At 38.3% G+C, this 17,837-nt stretch carries 18 protein-coding genes; 14 read left to right on the forward strand and 4 right to left on the reverse strand.

The annotated features are described in order from the left end of the window. Positions 1–3: 3 nt before the first annotated feature. The 7 genes from AFK25_RS07145 to AFK25_RS07175 all read left to right on the forward strand — a co-directional run bounded on the left by AFK25_RS07145 (position 4) and on the right by AFK25_RS07175 (position 5,172). Entirely contained in the window at positions 4–495 is a 492-nt protein-coding gene (locus tag AFK25_RS07145; protein ID WP_035066475.1) for a dihydrofolate reductase, read from the forward strand. Between the two features lie 123 nt (positions 496–618). Continuing rightward, positions 619–1,887 carry a threonine ammonia-lyase IlvA gene (ilvA, locus tag AFK25_RS07150; RefSeq protein ID WP_035066473.1) on the forward strand — a complete coding sequence of 423 codons (1,269 nt, stop codon included), beginning with the start codon at positions 619–621 and terminating at the stop codon, positions 1,885–1,887. Positions 1,888–1,984: 97 nt separating this feature from the next. Then, positions 1,985–2,236 (forward strand): YpmP family protein, encoded by a 252-nt coding sequence (locus tag AFK25_RS07155; protein ID WP_009361212.1) that lies wholly within the window; start codon positions 1,985–1,987, stop codon positions 2,234–2,236. A 140-nt stretch (positions 2,237–2,376) separates the two neighbouring features. After that, positions 2,377–3,219, forward strand: coding sequence for a DegV family protein (locus AFK25_RS07160; RefSeq protein ID WP_009361213.1), 843 nt, complete (start codon positions 2,377–2,379; stop codon positions 3,217–3,219). A 13-nt stretch (positions 3,220–3,232) separates the two neighbouring features. Beyond that, the gene (locus AFK25_RS07165) at positions 3,233–3,805 is read left to right on the forward strand and encodes an SCO family protein (RefSeq protein ID WP_035066471.1); all 573 of its coding nucleotides are present in this window, start codon (positions 3,233–3,235) and stop codon (positions 3,803–3,805) included. Positions 3,806–3,870: 65 nt separating this feature from the next. Continuing rightward, positions 3,871–4,608: an SGNH/GDSL hydrolase family protein gene (locus AFK25_RS07170; protein ID WP_035066469.1), complete on the forward strand. Its 738-nt coding sequence runs from the start codon at positions 3,871–3,873 to the stop codon at positions 4,606–4,608. 3 nt (positions 4,609–4,611) lie between these two features. Then, positions 4,612–5,172, forward strand: a complete 561-nt coding sequence (locus tag AFK25_RS07175) for a YpmS family protein (protein ID WP_035066467.1) — start codon at positions 4,612–4,614, stop codon at positions 5,170–5,172. A 25-nt stretch (positions 5,173–5,197) separates the two neighbouring features. On the opposite strand, the gene AFK25_RS07180 is transcribed toward AFK25_RS07175, so the two are convergent. Together AFK25_RS07180 and plsY are read right to left on the reverse strand one after the other, a co-directional pair. After that, complete coding sequence (locus tag AFK25_RS07180) at positions 5,198–6,562, reverse strand: RsmF rRNA methyltransferase first C-terminal domain-containing protein (RefSeq protein WP_035066465.1); 1,365 nt, start codon at positions 6,560–6,562, stop codon at positions 5,198–5,200. Between the two features lies 1 nt (position 6,563). Next, entirely contained in the window at positions 6,564–7,145 is a 582-nt protein-coding gene (gene plsY / locus AFK25_RS07185; protein WP_009361218.1) for a glycerol-3-phosphate 1-O-acyltransferase PlsY, read from the reverse strand. Between the two features lie 135 nt (positions 7,146–7,280). On the opposite strand from plsY, the gene AFK25_RS07190 reads away from it, so the two are divergent. The 7 genes from AFK25_RS07190 (at position 7,281) to treR (ending at position 16,614) form a co-directional block, all read left to right on the forward strand. Next, positions 7,281–7,685 (forward strand): CoA-binding protein, encoded by a 405-nt coding sequence (locus AFK25_RS07190; protein WP_009361219.1) that lies wholly within the window; start codon positions 7,281–7,283, stop codon positions 7,683–7,685. Positions 7,686–7,807: 122 nt separating this feature from the next. Next, positions 7,808–9,781, forward strand: coding sequence for a DNA topoisomerase IV subunit B (gene parE, locus AFK25_RS07195; protein ID WP_035066463.1), 1,974 nt, complete (start codon positions 7,808–7,810; stop codon positions 9,779–9,781). 4 nt (positions 9,782–9,785) lie between these two features. Continuing rightward, the gene (parC, locus tag AFK25_RS07200) at positions 9,786–12,182 is read left to right on the forward strand and encodes a DNA topoisomerase IV subunit A (RefSeq protein WP_035066461.1); all 2,397 of its coding nucleotides are present in this window, start codon (positions 9,786–9,788) and stop codon (positions 12,180–12,182) included. A 65-nt stretch (positions 12,183–12,247) separates the two neighbouring features. Continuing rightward, positions 12,248–12,637 (forward strand): PilZ domain-containing protein, encoded by a 390-nt coding sequence (locus AFK25_RS07205; RefSeq protein ID WP_049720878.1) that lies wholly within the window; start codon positions 12,248–12,250, stop codon positions 12,635–12,637. 157 nt (positions 12,638–12,794) lie between these two features. Continuing rightward, positions 12,795–14,198, forward strand: coding sequence for a PTS system trehalose-specific EIIBC component (gene treP, locus AFK25_RS07210; protein WP_035066457.1), 1,404 nt, complete (start codon positions 12,795–12,797; stop codon positions 14,196–14,198). Between the two features lies 1 nt (position 14,199). Further along, complete coding sequence (gene treC, locus AFK25_RS07215; RefSeq protein WP_035066455.1) at positions 14,200–15,864, forward strand: alpha,alpha-phosphotrehalase; 1,665 nt, start codon at positions 14,200–14,202, stop codon at positions 15,862–15,864. A gap of 27 nt (positions 15,865–15,891) precedes the next feature. Beyond that, positions 15,892–16,614 (forward strand): trehalose operon repressor, encoded by a 723-nt coding sequence (gene treR, locus AFK25_RS07220; RefSeq protein ID WP_009361225.1) that lies wholly within the window; start codon positions 15,892–15,894, stop codon positions 16,612–16,614. 26 nt (positions 16,615–16,640) lie between these two features. Here the strand turns inward: treR and rpmG are convergent, their stop codons facing one another. Together rpmG and speE are read right to left on the reverse strand one after the other, a co-directional pair. Beyond that, entirely contained in the window at positions 16,641–16,790 is a 150-nt protein-coding gene (gene rpmG / locus AFK25_RS07225; protein WP_003397205.1) for a 50S ribosomal protein L33, read from the reverse strand. Between the two features lie 98 nt (positions 16,791–16,888). After that, positions 16,889–17,737: a polyamine aminopropyltransferase gene (gene speE, locus AFK25_RS07230; protein ID WP_009361226.1), complete on the reverse strand. Its 849-nt coding sequence runs from the start codon at positions 17,735–17,737 to the stop codon at positions 16,889–16,891. Between the last annotated feature and the right edge of the window lie 100 nt (positions 17,738–17,837).

Below are 17,837 nucleotides of genomic sequence, written 5' to 3' on the forward strand. Positions count from 1 at the left end.
GAAGTGATTTCTATCATTGTTGCGATGGATCGAAATCGAGTTATTGGTTGGAACAATACATTACCTTGGCACTTACCGGCGGATTTAGCTTATTTTAAACATGTAACTATGGGTCATCCGATTGTCATGGGGCGAAAAACATTTGAATCGATCGGCCGTCCGCTTCCTGGAAGAATAAACATCGTACTTACACGGCACAATACGTTTTCAGCGAATTCGAATGTTCAAGTGATTCATTCAATTGATGACATTGAACAAGTAGAACAGCAATATGGTCATGTGTTTGTTATTGGGGGAGCGCAAGTGTTTGAACAAGCGATGCCGTTTGCGGATCAATTGTACGTTACACACATTGACGAAACGTTTACAGGAGATACATTTTTTCCACCAATTGATGAAAAGCAATGGGTGCTTCGTACCGTTCGCCAAGGTGTGCAAGATGAAAAAAATCGTTATCCACACACATTTTGTATATATGAACGAACAGCTCGCTAATTGGCGAGCTTCATCTTTTTGAATAATTTTTAGAAAATTTACTTTTCTTTATTCGAAAATATGATATATTTTAGAATAACATAATTTTGACAACGAAATTATAAATAGAAAGGAAACGAGAAAATGGAACAACAAGTAAAACGAAAACATGGCGTATATGTAGAAGATATTTTAATTGCTTATCAAACGCTAAAAGATGTCGTGTATCATACCCCTTTGCAAAAAAATGAATTGCTTTCAGAACGTTATGATTGTCACGTATATTTTAAGCGGGAAGATTTACAAGTCGTTCGCTCGTTTAAAATTCGTGGGGCATATTATCGAATGAAAAGCTTAAGTGAGGAAGAAAAGAAAAATGGGATTGTTTGCGCAAGTGCAGGCAATCATGCCCAAGGCGTAGCTTATTCATGTCGAGCGCTCGGTGTGCATGGGAAAATTTATATGCCATCTACAACTCCAAGACAAAAAGTATCACAAGTACAGTTTTTTGGTCGAGAGTTTGTCGACATTATTTTAGTTGGCGATACATTTGATGATTCTTATGAGCAAGCACGAATTTGTGCAAAACAAGAGCAGCGAACATTTATCCATCCGTTTGATGATGAAGCTGTAATTGCAGGGCAAGGAACAGTGGGTGTTGAAATTTTAAATGATTGTGAAGAACCGATTGATTATGTGTTTGCAAGTATTGGCGGCGGAGGGCTTATTTCTGGTGTCGGCACGTATATTAAAAGCATTTCACCAGCAACGAAATTAGTTGGCGTCGAACCTGAAGGAGCTCCTTCTATGAAAAAATCGTTTGAAGCAAAAGAAGTTGTCACTTTAAGTGAAATTGATCCGTTTGTAGATGGCGCGGCAGTGAAACGTGTGGGGGAAAAAACATTTGCATTAGCAAAAGAGATGGTCGATGATATTGTCGTTGTTCCTGAAGGAAAAGCATGTACAACGATTTTGCAACTTTATAATGAAAATGCGATTGTAGTCGAGCCTGCTGGAGCGTTGCCGGTTGCTGCGCTTGATTTATATAAGGAACATATTCGGGGCAAGACCGTTGTTTGTATTATTAGCGGAGGAAACAACGATATTGGACGCATGCAAGAAATTAAAGAGCGCTCGATGATTTATGAAGGACTTCAACATTATTTTATTGTCAATTTTCCACAACGTGCTGGAGCGTTGCGCGAATTTCTTGATGAAGTATTAGGACCAACAGACGACATTACACTTTTTGAATATACGAAAAAAAATAATAAAGACAGTGGCCCGGCTCTCGTTGGCATTGAATTAAAATGTCGTGAAGATTACGGTCCGCTCGTCGAACGAATGAAGAAAAAAGGTTTTCCGTTTATGGAAGTGAATAAAGATAGCAGTTTGTTCCATTTGCTCATTTGACAAAAATTTTTTATAAATCGGTGACGAAATGTGACATACTTCAACATAAAAATCGTGTATAATATAAGTAAATCGGTCAAAAAAGAGGATTGATATTTTGTTATTCAAAAGCCTAGAGTTTAAAAACGTAGATGGGCAAAAAGTAAAAATTATCGAAATTCCGGTATTGGAGGACGATAACCCTTATCAATTTATGGTAAAAGTAAGGTTACAAACGTTTATTGCACAAGTGTATGCTAAAAAAAGTCCAAAGAAGGTGTATTCATTTAAAGAATATTTAAAACGTGTGTTGAAGTGGCCGGTGTATGAACAAATATTTAAGTCTGAAATTTTAAAAAACAATGCATAAATGATAGCGAGCTGTTTTGCCAATGTGCAAACCAGCTCTTTTTTTACAAAAAATTTTATGAAAACAGCGACATATAGGAGCATTTTATTATATAATTTCACCGTACAAAAATTTTAGAATGAAATGCAGGAAGTGAAAAAATGAGCAAAGTAAAGATTGTGACAGATTCTACGGTTGATTTAACGAAAGAAGTGATTGAGGCGTGGGACATTCGCGTCGTGCCATTATCGATCTCTATTGACGGGCAAACATATGTAGACGGCATTGATTTAACTCCACAACAATTTATTGAAAGAATGAAACAAGCAGATGAACTCCCAAAAAGTTCTCAACCTTCTGCAGGGCAGTTTTTACAAGTATATGATGAACTCGGAGAAGCAGGGTATGATGTCATTTCCATTCATATGACAGGAGGCATGAGTGGAACGGTGCGCTCTGCCGAGAGTGCTGCAACGATGACAAAAGCAAACGTTACCGTCATCGATTCTCGTTTTATTTCTCTTGCGCTCGGCTTTCAAGTATTAGAAGCGGCAAAAATGGCGGCAGAGGGAAAAACAGTAGAAGAAATTGTTTCACGTCTTGATACGATTCGAGCGAATACACATTTATTTGTTGTTGTTGATACACTTGAAAATCTCGTTAAAGGTGGGCGCATTGGCCGAGGGAAAGCAATGATTGGTTCGCTACTAAACATTAAACCGATTGCTTCGTTACAAGATGGTGTATATACACCTGTGACAAAAGTTCGTAGTCAGTCTCAAATCGTTAAATTTTTAACAAACCAATTTGTTGAACATACGAAAGGAAAGATGATTCGAGCAGTAGGGATTGCTCATGCAGATGCGCTTGATTTAAGCGAACGATTAAAACAGTCGCTTGCGGAAGCAACAGGATGGACACAAACAGATATTGTGTATACAACCCCGATTATTTCTACGCACACAGGTCCAGGGGCCATCGGATTTATGTATTATACGGAGTAGGGGGAACGAAAAAATGAAGCGTATACGTTTATGGTTATTTGCTTTATTTCTGTCCTTGCTTGTTGCTTGCCAACAATCAATTCCAGATGCAAAAAATTGGCCAATTGAAGATTTCACATTTATTGATCAAAATGGTCAACAGTTTGGTTTAGCTGATTTAAAAGGAAAAGTATGGGTGACTGATTTTATTTTTACGCGATGCGCTGATGTTTGTCCTCCAATGACGGCAAATATGGCGAAATTACAAAAAATGGCGAAGGAAAAAGGGTTAGACGTTCATTTTGTTTCGTTTAGTGTCGATCCTGAAAACGATACACCGGATGCATTAAAGGCATATGTTGAAAAGTTTCAGGGGGATATGAGCCGTTGGCACCTGCTTACTGGATACACACAACAAGAAATTGAACGTTTTGCCCAAAAAAACTTTAAAGCTGTCGTAAAAAAACCGCAAGAAGGCGATCAAGTCATTCACGGTACAGATTTTTATCTTGTTGATCAAAATGGGAAAATTGTGAAGTATTATAGTGGCTTAAACGATGTGCCTTACGAAGAAATTTTAAAACATATTGACATGTTACAAGAATAGGATATACAGACAAAAATGATGGTTCAGTCATTTTTGTCTTTTCTTTTATAGAGAGGGGATTTTCTGTGAACAAATTTCTTCTTCTATTCCTTTGCATGTGTTTAGTCGGATGTTCTTCTACACCGACAATGATGAAAGAGAAAGAACAAGTGCAAATGAAACCACGTGATTTACAAATTGTGGCGTTAGGCGACTCATTAACAGAAGGAGTGGGCGATGAGCAAGGTGGATATGTCACATTTATCAAGCAATATTTAGAAAGTCGTGAAGATGTAAATAAAGTGTTTGTGCACAACTTTGGCAAACGAGGATTACGTAGTACACAACTGGCAGATGTCATGATAAATAACGAATCGGTGATTCAGCAAGCAGATCTTATTTTTATCACTATTGGTGGAAATGATATGATGAAAGTTGTTCGTTCACATTTTTTATCTTTAACATATGATTTGTTTGTAAAGGAACAACAGGCATTTGCGTCCCGGCTTGATGAGCAACTGCAACTTCTTCGTCATATGAATCAAGACGCTTATATTGTGCTTATTGGATTATACAATCCGTTTTCTTCAGCTTTTCCAAATATACCTGAAATGGATGAGATTATACACATGTGGAACGAAGGAAGTAAGGAAGTAATTTCTCGCTATGATCGTACACTATTTGTACCTATTGCGGATCTGTTTGAAGGACGGGATGATGTGTTGTATGATGATCAATTTCATCCGAACAAAATAGGCTATGAACAAATGGCAAAGCGCATATACGAATACTTACAAAGACATCAGGAATGGATAGGAGAATGAATTGTGAAGTGGAAAATTTTATTTTTTAGCTTGTTAGGGATAAACGCTCTAATGATCGTGTTACTACTTTTTTATATGTTTCAGCCATCTTCTTCCCCAAATGTCTCAAACATCAAAGGGGAAGGACCAACATTTACTGTGCAAACATCTAAACAACATATGAATACGTTAATTCGTGATTATATCCAGAAGCATAAAAAAGAAGGGGAATTGTCTTATGATGTTCAATTAGCTGATCGCCTCTATATTACAAGTGCGATTCCGATATTCGGAAAACAAGTCGATTTAACGATGGCATTTGATCCAAATGTTGATGAAAGCGGGAACATTATACTGGCTCATCCAACAATGACATTCGGACAGCTTCGTTTGCCTGTTCCATATGTATTGGCGTATATAGAAAAGCATGCGTCTTTACCGAATTGGGTGAAAGTGGATGCGGAAAAAGAGCGCATTTATATTGTTGTCAGCGATATTCGTATAAAAAAAGGATATATGCTTAAAGCGAAAACGTTTGATTTAAGTAAAGATGATATGACTTTTACAGTTACAATTACAAAATAGGATGTCCCATATATCGAGGGACATCCTATTTTATCCGCAATCCTTTCGGGTAAAAGTTTTTTACCACTCCTTTTACTTCTTTTCCCCAACCGAGTGGATAACCGTCAATAGTAATTAATATCCATCCTCGATCGCCATTTGTTTGTAATGTTTCTCCTTTGATATATCGGATACTTTCTTCAAGCGTGAGCGGAAGGTGTGCTTGTACTTGTTGTTTTGTTAGTGCCATAGCTAAAGCGTGGTTTGGTTCAAAGCGATTTTTTTTCCATTCTCCTATATGGAGACCAGGTCGAACGACTTTTAAGCCGTCTAAACGTGGGCATAAATAAGGGAGAGCAAATATATGCGTCCCAAATGCGTAAAGCGTCCCACCTATTGTCGTTTGGATTATATGGTTTATAAACGTTTCATAATCGCGCTGCATTGCTTTAGATACGTTAGAAGTGGCTACTTTTCCATTCCATCGTTTTGCTTCTCCTCGTTTGCGCATTTTGGCAACGAAATGCCCTTCTCCTTGGAGATGATGAGGCCAAAGCCTTGCCGTATGTGCGATTTGTTCGTTATATGTGTTCGTCCAACGGACAACACCTGGTTGAATCCCGTGTTCTTTTTCGATTGGAACGAGTTCCATGTCGTTGTAAGTCGCTAAAAACCAGTCGATGATTTGCTCATTTTCTTCAGGGGAGAATGTGCACGTCGAATAAACGAGTGTGCCCCCTTCGTTTAACATTTTATAAGCACAAGATAAAATATGTTTTTGTGTTTGTGCACATTTTTGGACATGATCTAAACTCCAAAATTGAATCGCTTCTTCGTCTTTTCGAAACATTCCTTCTCCGGAACATGGGGCATCAACTAAAATTTTATCGAAAAATCCTTCAAATGTTTCCGATAGTTTTTCAGGTGTTTCATTTGTAACAACAGCATTTGTAATTCCAAGTCGCTCAATATTTTCAGATAAAGCTTTGACACGCTTTGGATGAATTTCGTTTGCCAATAAAAATCCTTCATTGTTCATCATGGCTGCTAGTTGTGTTGTTTTCCCGCCGGGTGCTGCACATAAGTCAAGCACTCGCTCCCCTGAAGATGGGGCAAGCACCTCAGCGACAAACATTGCGCTTGGTTCTTGAATGTAATACAATCCGGCAGCATGATACGGATGTTTGCCAGGTTGGGCATCGCGATAATAAAATCCTGTAGAACAAAAAGGAATTGGCTCAAGTTCCCATGGACTGATGTTTAAAAATGTCGACGGTGAAACTTTTAGTGTATTCACCCGCAAACCATGAACTTTTTCTTCATTGTACGTCGCAAAAAAACGCTCCGCTTCATCTTGAAGCAAAGCATTCATTTTTGTTATAAATTGTTCTGGTAAATGACACATAGTCATGCTATAACCACTTCACTTTCGGTTCTGTTTTGTTTAAAATGCGTTTTATGTTTGCTCGGTGGCGATAAAACACAAAAAGTGTCAATAACGTGACGACAATACGCAATGGGATATCGTCTGTCCATATGAATGCATAAGCGGTCGCATACACGCCCGTTAACATAGATGAAAGCGAAACGTATTTTGATATATACAAGATGAGAAAAAAGACAGCTAACATCGTCATAAAAAGGACGGGTGAATAAAATAGCAACACTCCACCAGAGGTCGCAACCGCTTTTCCACCGCGAAATTGTGCAAACACCGGATATGTATGACCAAACACAGCAAACATCCCTGTAAGAAGCGGATGAACATCTACATGAAACAATACAGGTAAGCTTGCAGCTAACGTTCCTTTTAAAATGTCGGCAATTGTTACAATTAATCCCGCTTTTACACCGAGCACGCGAAATGTATTTGTCCCGCCTAAATTACCGCTCCCATGTTCACGTATGTCAATTCCGTATCCGATTTTCCCAACAAGTAGCGCGAACGGAATCGAACCAAGTAAATAACCGATGATCATAAGCAAAATGGACATTATAAGCCCCCTCTACTTCATTCGTATTTCCTTTATAAAGGTCATGTTTTTATTGTAACATGCTTTTTTAAAAAATGAAGGCAGGATTATTTTTTTGCATGAAGAAATACTAGGTTATTACAAGGAGGGAATGAGATGAGTTTAAATCGTGAACAAATCAAACAAATTTTAAATAAGGCAAAACGAATTGCTGTCGTAGGATTGTCAGATCGTCCGGAACGTACATCGTACATGGTCGCAAAAGCGATGAAAGAAGCAGGATATGAAATCATTCCAGTTAACCCGCTTATTAAAGAATGGGAAGGTATTCCGGCTGTTGCTACGTTAACGGATATTGAAGGACATGTCGATATTGTGAATGTGTTTCGTCGCTCTGAACATTTACGTGAAATTGCTGAGCAATTTGTACAAATAGATGCGGACGTGTTTTGGGCGCAATTAGGTGTATATGATGAAGAGGTGTACCGTGATTTAACTGAAAAAGGTTATACCGTGGTGATGGATCGCTGCATCAAAGTAGAACATGCGCTCACACGTTAAAAACGACCATTCTTTTTGTAATGGTCGTTCTTTTTCTTCATGACGTTGGACGTTTTCCGAATGTATGTTAAAATAGAGAAAGTCGAAAAAATAGAAACAAATGTTCTTGTTGTGAAAGGGGAATGATTGTGACAGATAAACAACTTCTTACATATAACGAAGATACCATTCAAGTATTAGAAGGATTAGAGGCTGTTCGTAAGCGGCCAGGGATGTATATCGGAAGTACAGATAGTCGTGGTTTGCATCATCTTGTATATGAAATTGTAGATAATGCCGTTGACGAGGCGCTTGCTGGATATGGAAAGCGCATTGTTGTGACGATACATAATGATCAAAGCATTAGCGTTCAAGATGAAGGACGTGGGATGCCTACAGGTATGCATAAGCTAGGAAAACCAACGCCAGAGGTTATTTTAACTGTATTACATGCAGGCGGGAAATTTGGTCAAGGTGGATATAAAACGAGCGGTGGTTTGCATGGAGTTGGTGCCTCTGTTGTTAATGCCTTATCAGAATGGTTAGAAGTGACGATTCAACGTGACGGTTTCATATATTTCCAACGGTTTGAACATGGTGGAAAGCCTGTCAGTACACTTGAAAAAATTGGAGAAACAAAGCGAACAGGAACAAAAATTCGCTTTAAACCAGATCCAACGATTTTTAGTACAACAACGTTTCATTATGAAACGATTAGCGAACGTTTGAGAGAATCTGCATTTTTATTAAAAGGATTGAAAATTGAATTACACGATGAACGGTCGGGATTAAGTGATACATTTTATTACGAAAATGGAATTGAAGCGTTTGTACAATATTTAAACGAGGAAAAAGATGTATTGCATCCGGTTGTATTTTTTAGCGGCGAGCAAAGCGAGATTGAAGTAGAGTTTGCCTTTCAGTTTCATGATGGGTATGCAGAACATATGCTTTCGTTTGTGAACCACGTGCGAACGAAAGATGGAGGAACACATGAAATCGGAGCTAAAACGGCAATGACTCGCGTGTTTAATGAATATGCACGAAAAGTAGGTTTATTGAAAGAACGAGATAAAAACTTAGAAGGCACAGATATTCGTGAAGGATTATCCGCGATCATATCTGTCCGCATTCCAGAAGCACTGTTGCAATTTGAAGGACAAACGAAAGGGAAACTAGGAACACCTGAGGCACGTTCGGCGGTTGAAGCGGTCGTTAGCGAGAAGCTAACGTACTTTTTAAATGAAAATCCAGATATCGCCACATTGTTAATTAAAAAAGCAATTCGGGCGTTTCAAGCGCGTGAAGCAGCACGAAAAGCTCGGGAAGAAGCACGTTCTGGAAAAAAGAGAAAAGGAAAAGAACATGTATTAAGCGGAAAGTTAACACCTGCTCAAACACGAAATCCACAAAAAAATGAATTGTATTTAGTCGAGGGAGACTCGGCGGGTGGCTCAGCTAAACAAGGACGTGATCGTCGTTTTCAAGCTGTATTGCCTCTTCGCGGGAAAGTTATTAACACAGAAAAGGCGAAACTAGCTGATATTTTTAAAAATGAAGAAATTAACACAATTATTCATGCCATTGGCGGCGGTGTGGGGGCTGATTTTTCGCTCGATGATATTCACTATGATAAAGTCATCATTATGACTGACGCAGATACAGATGGGGCACATATTCAAGTGTTGTTGTTAACTTTCTTTTACCGTTACATGCGACCACTCATCGAAGCTGGTAAAGTGTTTATTGCCCTTCCACCACTTTATAAAGTAAGTAAAAAAGTTGGTAAAAGAGAAGTGATTGAATACGCATGGACAGATGAACAACTGCAATCTATTTTAAAAAGGATCGGTAAAGGATATACGATTCAACGTTACAAAGGGCTTGGTGAAATGAATGCTGATCAATTATGGGAAACGACGATGAATCCAGAAACGCGGACGCTTATTCGTGTTCGTATTGATGATGCAGCACGTGCAGAACGTCGTGTAACAACATTGATGGGCGATAAAGTAGAACCGAGGAGAAAATGGATTGAGTCTAATGTGCAATTCGGTTTAGAGGACGATATGAATATTTTAGAGAACGATCATGTGATGACAACTGAGGAGGAATAAGAGCATGGAACGTGTATTAGATTTACCGTTTGAAGATGTGTTAGGGGACCGATTTGGTCGGTATAGTAAATATATTATTCAAGAACGCGCCCTACCTGATGCACGCGATGGATTGAAGCCAGTGCAGCGTCGCATTTTATATGCGATGTATGTGGACGGAAATACGGCCGATAAACCGTTTCGCAAATCAGCGAAGACTGTCGGAAATGTTATCGGTAATTTTCATCCACATGGTGATTCTTCCGTATATGAAGCGATGGTGCGCATGAGCCAAGAATGGAAAGTGAGAAATGTACTGATTGAAATGCACGGGAATAATGGAAGTATTGATGGAGACCCACCCGCAGCGATGCGTTATACAGAAGCCAGACTATCTGCAATCGCATCTGAATTGTTGCGCGACATCGATAAAGAAACGGTAGAATTTGGACCAAACTTTGATGATACGAGCAAAGAACCTGTTGTATTGCCAGCGATGTTTCCCAATTTACTTGTCAATGGTTCAACAGGCATTTCAGCAGGTTATGCGACAGAAATTCCACCACATCATCTAGGAGAAGTAATTGATGCAGTGATTATGCGCATTGATCATCCGACTTGTACAGTTGATGATTTAATGACCGTATTAAAAGGTCCGGATTTCCCAACGGGTGGCATCATCCAAGGAAAAGAAGGCATTAAAACGGCCTATGAAACAGGAAAAGGGAAAATTATTATTCGCGCTAAAGCAACGATCGAACAAGGGAAAGGCGGCAAACAAGCAATTGTGATTACGGAAATCCCTTACGAAGTCAATAAAGCGAATTTAGTTAAAAAAATTGATGAATTGCGCCTTGAAAAAAAGTTGGACGGAATTGTTGATGTGCGTGATGAAACAGATCGCACAGGTTTACGCATCGTTATCGAAGTGAAAAAAGACGGCAATGCAGAAGGTATTTTAAACTATTTGTATAAAAATACTGATTTGCAAATTACGTACAATTTCAACATGGTTGCCATCCATGAGCGTCGTCCAAAGTTATTAAGCTTGCCGCAATTATTAGATGCATATATCGAACATCAAAAAGAAGTGGTCGCGAATCGTTCCCGTTATGAATTACGAAAAGCAAAAGAACGTGCTCATATTGTTGAAGGGCTAATGAAAGCGATATCGATTTTAGATGAGGTAATCGCAACGATTCGTGCTTCCAAAGATAAAAAAGATGCAAAAGCAAATTTGATGAATCGCTATGAATTTACAGAGCCTCAGGCGGAAGCGATCGTCACATTACAGCTGTATCGTTTAACGAATACAGATATTTATGATTTGCGTGAAGAAGCAAACGCATTGAATCATAAAATCGAAGAATTAACGACCATTTTAGAAAGTGAGAAAAAGCTATTATCTGTGATTAAAGCCGATTTAAGAAAAATGAAAAAAATGTATGCAGATGAGCGAAGAACGACGATTGAAGAAGAAATAAAAGAAATTAAAATTGAAATGAATGTCGTTGTTCCTGAAGAAGATGTCATTGTTACCGTCACAAAAGATGGGTATATTAAGCGAACAAGTCTTCGGTCTTATAGCGCTTCTAATGGACAAGATATCGGCATGAAAGAGGGCGACAGATTGCTCGGTATGTTTGAAATGAATACGACACATACGTTGTTGTTGTTTACAAATAAAGGTAATTATCTATATTGCCCTGTTTATGAACTTCCAGATATTCGTTGGAAAGATATCGGTCAACATATTTCTAATATGATTTTGCTTGATCGTGATGAACAAATTACTAGTGTTATTCCAGTTACAGATTTTTCTCACGGATATGTTTTATTTATTACAAAACAAGGGTTTGTGAAAAAAACGAGTCTCGTTCATTATAAAGCGCAACGATACTCTAAACCGCTTGTAGCGATTCGACTAAAGGAAGATGATGAAGTTGTAAACGTGTATCAAACAGACGGCACAGGCCGTATATTCCTCGTCACGCAATACGGGTACGGTTTATTGTTCCAAGAAGAAGAAATCGGAGAAGTGGGCGTTCGAGCAGCTGGAGTGAAAGGAATTCATCTAAAAGAAGGAGATTGCGTCGTTTCTGGCCAGCAAGCAACTGAAGAAAACGTTATTCTTGTAACAAAACGTGGAGCAGTAAAAAAAATTGCACGAACAGAACTCGAGCAATCTACACGCGCAAAACGTGGGCAACTTCTCATTAAGGAAGTAAAAACGACTCCACATCGATTAGTGAGCTGTCATTTCCTTTCTCATGGATATGTGATTTTAAAGACGGAGAAAGGAATAACGGAAGAGGTTTATGTCGACGAATTGCGATTAAGTGATCGATACGGCAATGTAACGTACGTGCTTGATTGTGAAGAAGCTGGTCATGTTACGGAGACGTGGGTGAAATGGTCATAACTCCCTTGAATTCCTTCGTTGTTTCAATTATATTGAAGAAGGTATAGTTTTCATATGGGGGATTTATGATGAGATTTAAACGACAAGAACCTTTCCGATATCAATTTGGTCAACCGATTCCGTGCACGTTCCGTATTACACGCATTGGAGAACGGGAGGTAGAAACGGATAAAGGAGCGGCTGAAATTCACGATATTAGTCCGCGTGGCATTCGCATGGAGACGAAGTTACATTTACCTATCGACTCTGCCAAAGGTGAAATGGAAGTGGAGTTACAGTTTACAATTGTTGATCAACCGATAACGGTGCGCGGCGTTGTCATTTGGAAAAAAACATATGCAAATGAATTTCAATACGGTATATCATTAGAGATTTCTAAACAAGAAGAAATGCAGTTAATCGGAGAAATTAAAAGACATGCGGCGATGTATGCTCGGAAAAAAGAAAGCAAATAAAGAGGATGTCCATATGGGCATCTTTTTTTCTTTGAAAAATGTTTGAAAGCGGTTGACTAACTTGTATATACAGGTTAAAATAAAAACAAACAAGTCGACTTGTATATACAAGTTTATAAAAAGATGTGTAAACGCTTCAACGAAGGAGGAGTAGAAGATGCGACAATCTGTTGAGAAAATTGTCCAAGCGGTCGGTGGGAAAGAAAATATTATTGCTGCGACACATTGCGTCACACGTCTTCGCTTTGCGTTAAAAGATGAAGGAAAAGTGGACAAAGAAGCATTAGAAAACATTGATATTGTGAAAGGGTCATTTTCAGTCAATGGCCAGTTTCAAGTAGTGATTGGTCAAGGATTAGTGGAAAAAGTATATAACGAAATGATTGAAATGACCGGTCTCGGTCGAGCGACAAAACAAGACATTAAAGACGCTGCGGAAAAAAAATTAAATCCGCTACAACGGGCCATTAAAACGTTAGCTGACATCTTTATTCCGCTTTTACCTGCTATCGTCACAGCTGGTTTATTGATGGGATTAAATAACATTTTAACAGGCCCGGGAATTTTTTATGAAGGAAAATCAGTTGTTGATGTTCATAAACAATGGCGCGATTTTGCTGATATGATTAACTTAATTGCCAATACAGCGTTCGTCTTTTTACCTGGATTAATTGGTTGGTCAGCTGTTAAAAAATTTGGTGGAAGCGAGTTACTCGGAATTGTACTCGGACTTATGCTTGTTCATCCAGCGTTATTAAATGCATGGGCATACGCTTCAGCTGTGCAAGAAGGAACAGTGCCATATTGGAATTTATTTGGATTTGATATTCAAAAAATCGGTTATCAAGGCCAAGTATTACCTATTTTAATTTCATCATATGTGTTAGCGAAATTAGAACAATTTTTGAAAAAACGTATTCCGGAATCATTTCAATTGTTGCTTGTCGCTCCAATTGCATTGCTTGTAACGGGGTTTGTTTCTTTTATCGCAATCGGTCCTGTGACGTTTGGTGTTGCAAACGCTTTAACAGATGGTCTTGTTGCTTTATTTGATCGTTTTGCAGCGTTAGGTGGGCTTGTATATGGAGGGCTATACGCCGTTCTCGTTGTCACAGGCATGCACCATACGTTTTTAGCGGTAGACTTACAATTGATTGGTAGCACAGGTGGGACATTTTTATGGCCGATGCTTGCGTTATCGAACATCGCTCAAGGTTCCGCAGCACTTGCGATGATGTTCGCTACAAAAGATGAAAAATTAAAAGGTTTATCGTTTACATCGGCTGTATCTGCTTACTTGGGCATTACGGAGCCAGCGATGTTTGGTGTAAACTTACGATTCCGTTATCCGTTCATTTCAGCGTTAATCGGTTCTGCTATTGCGGGAATTTTTATTACGATCAATAAAGTGCAAGCTTCGTCTATTGGCGTCGGTGGATTACCTGGATTTTTATCGATTTTTCCTGAAAAATGGGCACCGTTTTTCATCGGCATGGCCATCGTCCTTATCGTTCCATTTACGTTGACGTACATTTTCGCAAAAACGAAAGGCGGTAAGTAAAATGCATCCATGGTGGAAAACAGCAGTCGTGTATCAAATTTATCCGAAAAGTTTCAAAGATACAAATGGCGATGGGATTGGTGATTTGCAAGGGGTTATACAAAAGCTTGATTATTTACAAATTCTCGGGGTTGATGCCATCTGGCTCACCCCCATTTACGAATCTCCACAGCGTGACAATGGATATGATATAAGCGACTATTATCGAATTTATGAACCATACGGTACGATGGAAGACTTTGAAAAACTTATTGAAGAAGCGCATAAGCGGAATATAAAAATTGTGATGGATATCGTTGTGAACCATACGTCAACAGATCATGAATGGTTCCAACAAGCTCGCTCATCTAAAGATAACCCGTATCGTCATTTTTACATTTGGAGAGATAAACCAAACAATTGGCAATCGAAATTTGGGGGATCAGCTTGGGAGTATGATGAACAAACAGGACAATATTATTTACACTTGTTCGATGTTACACAAGCTGATTTGAACTGGGAAAACGAAGAAGTGCGTAAGCGTGTATATGACATGATGCATTTTTGGTTACAAAAAGGAGTAGACGGGTTCCGTTTAGATGTCATTAATTTAATTTCGAAAGATCAACGATTTTTAGACGATGATGGATCTATTCCCCCTGGAGATGGAAGAAAATATTATACAGACGGTCCACGCATTCATGAATTTTTGCAAGAAATGAATCGAGAGGTATTTTCAAAATACGATATGATGACAGTAGGAGAAATGTCATCAACGTCTATTGATCATTGTATTTTATATACAAATCCTGATCGTCATGAACTGAATATGACATTTAATTTCCATCATTTGAAAGTTGACTATCCAAATGGAGAGAAGTGGGCAGTTGCTAATTTTGACTTTTTACAGTTAAAAAAGATTTTATCAAAATGGCAAGTGAACATGCATAAAGGCGGGGGATGGAACGCATTGTTTTGGTGCAATCATGACCAACCACGCATCGTTTCTCGTTATGGGGATGATGGACGTTATCATAAACAATCAGCAAAAATGTTAGCGACAACGATTCATATGATGCAGGGCACCCCTTTTATTTATCAAGGTGAAGAGATCGGAATGACCGATCCAAAATTTGAACGAATCGATGATTATCGAGATGTCGAATCATTAAATATGTACCGAATATTAAAAGGACAAGGAAAAAGTGAACAAGAGGTATTGCATATTTTACAGCGAAAATCTCGTGACAACTCTCGAACACCAATGCAATGGAGCGATGAGCGACACGCGGGATTTACAACTGGAACACCTTGGATTTCTGTCGCGCGCAATTATGAAGAAATTAATGTTCAACGAGCGTTACAAGATCCAACGTCTATTTTTTATCATTATCAAAAACTAATTCAGTTGCGTAAACGATACGACATCATTACGACAGGGGATTACGAACTCATTTTAGAAGACCATCCTTCGATTTTTGCATATATACGTAACGGAAACGATGAAAAACTTGTTGTGATTAATAATTTTTACGGACAAGAAACGTTGTTTGAATGGCCAGAACATGTAGACATCACAGAATATAAAAGCGAAATATTATTATCGAACTATGACGACTCGCCAAGCGATTTTACAAAAATGATGTTGCGTCCGTATGAATCCATTGTTTATTACTTGAAAAAATAATGGTAAAATATTTTTCGGTGATAAACAATGAGTGAAAATAAATATTTATCCATTTATAATGACTTGTTATCGAAAATTGAAAAGGGAATATTTAAACCTGGAATGAAAATTCCTTCTGAAAATCAGCTCGTTGAACAATATGAGACATCTCGTGAAACGATTCGCAAAGCGCTCAATTTACTTTCGGAACATGGGTATATTCAAAAAATTAAAGGAAAAGGTTCCATTGTATTAGACGTTCGTAAATTCGATTTCCCGATTTCGGGCTTGATTAGTTTTAAAGAATTAGCACAAAAGTTAGGAAAACCTTCGCGAACGATTGTTGAGCAACTTGAAGTGATGAAACCCGATGACATGTTAAAAAAACATCTCCACGTGACGGCAAGAGATGACATTTGGAAAGTAGTACGCGTGAGAGAAATTGAAGGCGAGCGCATTATTTTAGATAAAGATTTTTTTAACAAAAAATTTGTTCCGTTTTTGTCTAAAGATATATGTGAGCGCTCCATTTATGAATATTTAGAAAAAGAATTGCAATTAAAAATTAGCTTTGCCAAAAAGGAATTTTTCGTTGAAGAGTGTACGGATGAAGATCGAAAGTATTTACATGTTAAACAATATACGCACGTTGTTGTCGTGCGGAATTACGTTTATTTAGATGATGCGAGTTTGTTTCAATATACAGAGTCCCGTCATCGTCTTGATAAATTTCGCTTCGTTGATTTTGCGCGGCGCATTCATTTGCATTAAAAATAATCCGTGGCATATGCCACGGATTATTTTGTTTCACGATGTAACGTATGGCGCTTTAGGCGAGGACAATATTTTTTTAATTCTAGCCGCTCTGGATTGTTTCGCTTATTTTTCGTTGTTATGTAGTTACGATCCCCAGTTTCTGTGCATTGTAAAACGACTTTGACACGCATGTTTCGTCCTCCTTAAAAAGATAATAGTAATCATTACGTTTTGTATCGTAATATAAAAAAAATCTGTTTGTCAACAATCGTAGCCGGAATGATTCCGACTACGATTGGAGATGTTCTTTCATAAATTGTGGGAGACGGAAGCATTGGTTTAATACATCCGCATTTGCGTATTTCGTCTGTTTTGTGAATGTGTTGAGTCGCTCAAATGAAATAGGTTGTTTACTACCGAGCGTAAAGCTCCATAGCCCGCCAGGATATGTTGGAACAGTAGCTGTATATACGTGTACATGCGGGAATAAATGACGAATATTTGTATATGTTTGTTTCAATACGTCCATATGAAAAATAGGGGATTGGCTTTGACAAACCATCATTCCATCTTCTTTGAGCGCTTCATGCACACTTTTGTAAAAATCGTATTCAAATAATACTTGTGCAGGGCCAATCGGGTCGGACGAGTCAATAATAATGACATCGTACGTATTCACACGGTCTTTCACAAATTGAACCCCATCTTTATATATATATTGCACACGTGGGTCCGAAAGATTTCCAGATACTTCAGGTAAATGTTCTTTACATGCTTGAACAACAAGTTCATCGATTTCGACAAGATGTATTTCTTCTACCTCTTCATATTTCGCCACTTCACGAGCTGCGCCACAATCGCCCCCGCCAATAATTAAAACTTTTTTCGGCGACGGATGAAGAGAAAGAGGAACATGTGCGATCATCTCGTTATAAATATGACCATCAATGGAAGTGGTTTGTACAACTCCGTCAAGTACGAGCATTCTTCCGAAGTCGTATGAGTCTAAAATCATGACATGTTGAAATGGTGAATGCTCTGAGTAAATGATTTCTTTAATGCGATAACTAATTTTTAAATTTTCACGTTCATCTTCTGTTAACCATAATTGACCATTTTGTTCTTTTATGTAGTTCATAACTTCCTCCTCTAACGATGTATTTGTACACCTTTTTTATATTAATATATTTCTGCATGAGTTTGCAAAGGGTGAGAACAACATGTGCAAAAATTGCAAT

The organism is Anoxybacillus gonensis (assembly GCF_001187595.1).
Lineage (GTDB): Bacteria > Bacillota > Bacilli > Bacillales > Anoxybacillaceae > Anoxybacillus > Anoxybacillus gonensis.

Bases quoted from the DNA above. Each gene is read 5' to 3' on its own strand.
- ilvA (WP_035066473.1), top strand. From the start codon at position 619: ATGGAACAACAAGTAAAACGAAAACATGGCGTATATGTAGAAGATATT.
- AFK25_RS07160 (WP_009361213.1), top strand. From the start codon at position 2,377: ATGAGCAAAGTAAAGATTGTGACAGATTCTACGGTTGATTTAACGAAA.
- AFK25_RS07165 (WP_035066471.1), top strand. From the start codon at position 3,233: ATGAAGCGTATACGTTTATGGTTATTTGCTTTATTTCTGTCCTTGCTT.
- AFK25_RS07180 (WP_035066465.1), bottom strand. From the start codon at position 6,562: ATGACTATGTGTCATTTACCAGAACAATTTATAACAAAAATGAATGCT.
- plsY (WP_009361218.1), bottom strand. From the start codon at position 7,145: ATGTCCATTTTGCTTATGATCATCGGTTATTTACTTGGTTCGATTCCG.
- AFK25_RS07190 (WP_009361219.1), top strand. From the start codon at position 7,281: ATGAGTTTAAATCGTGAACAAATCAAACAAATTTTAAATAAGGCAAAA.
- parE (WP_035066463.1), top strand. From the start codon at position 7,808: ATGATTGTGACAGATAAACAACTTCTTACATATAACGAAGATACCATT.
- parC (WP_035066461.1), top strand. From the start codon at position 9,786: ATGGAACGTGTATTAGATTTACCGTTTGAAGATGTGTTAGGGGACCGA.
- AFK25_RS07205 (WP_049720878.1), top strand. From the start codon at position 12,248: ATGATGAGATTTAAACGACAAGAACCTTTCCGATATCAATTTGGTCAA.
- treP (WP_035066457.1), top strand. From the start codon at position 12,795: ATGCGACAATCTGTTGAGAAAATTGTCCAAGCGGTCGGTGGGAAAGAA.
- treC (WP_035066455.1), top strand. From the start codon at position 14,200: ATGCATCCATGGTGGAAAACAGCAGTCGTGTATCAAATTTATCCGAAA.
- treR (WP_009361225.1), top strand. From the start codon at position 15,892: ATGAGTGAAAATAAATATTTATCCATTTATAATGACTTGTTATCGAAA.
- rpmG (WP_003397205.1), bottom strand. From the start codon at position 16,790: ATGCGTGTCAAAGTCGTTTTACAATGCACAGAAACTGGGGATCGTAAC.
- speE (WP_009361226.1), bottom strand. From the start codon at position 17,737: ATGAACTACATAAAAGAACAAAATGGTCAATTATGGTTAACAGAAGAT.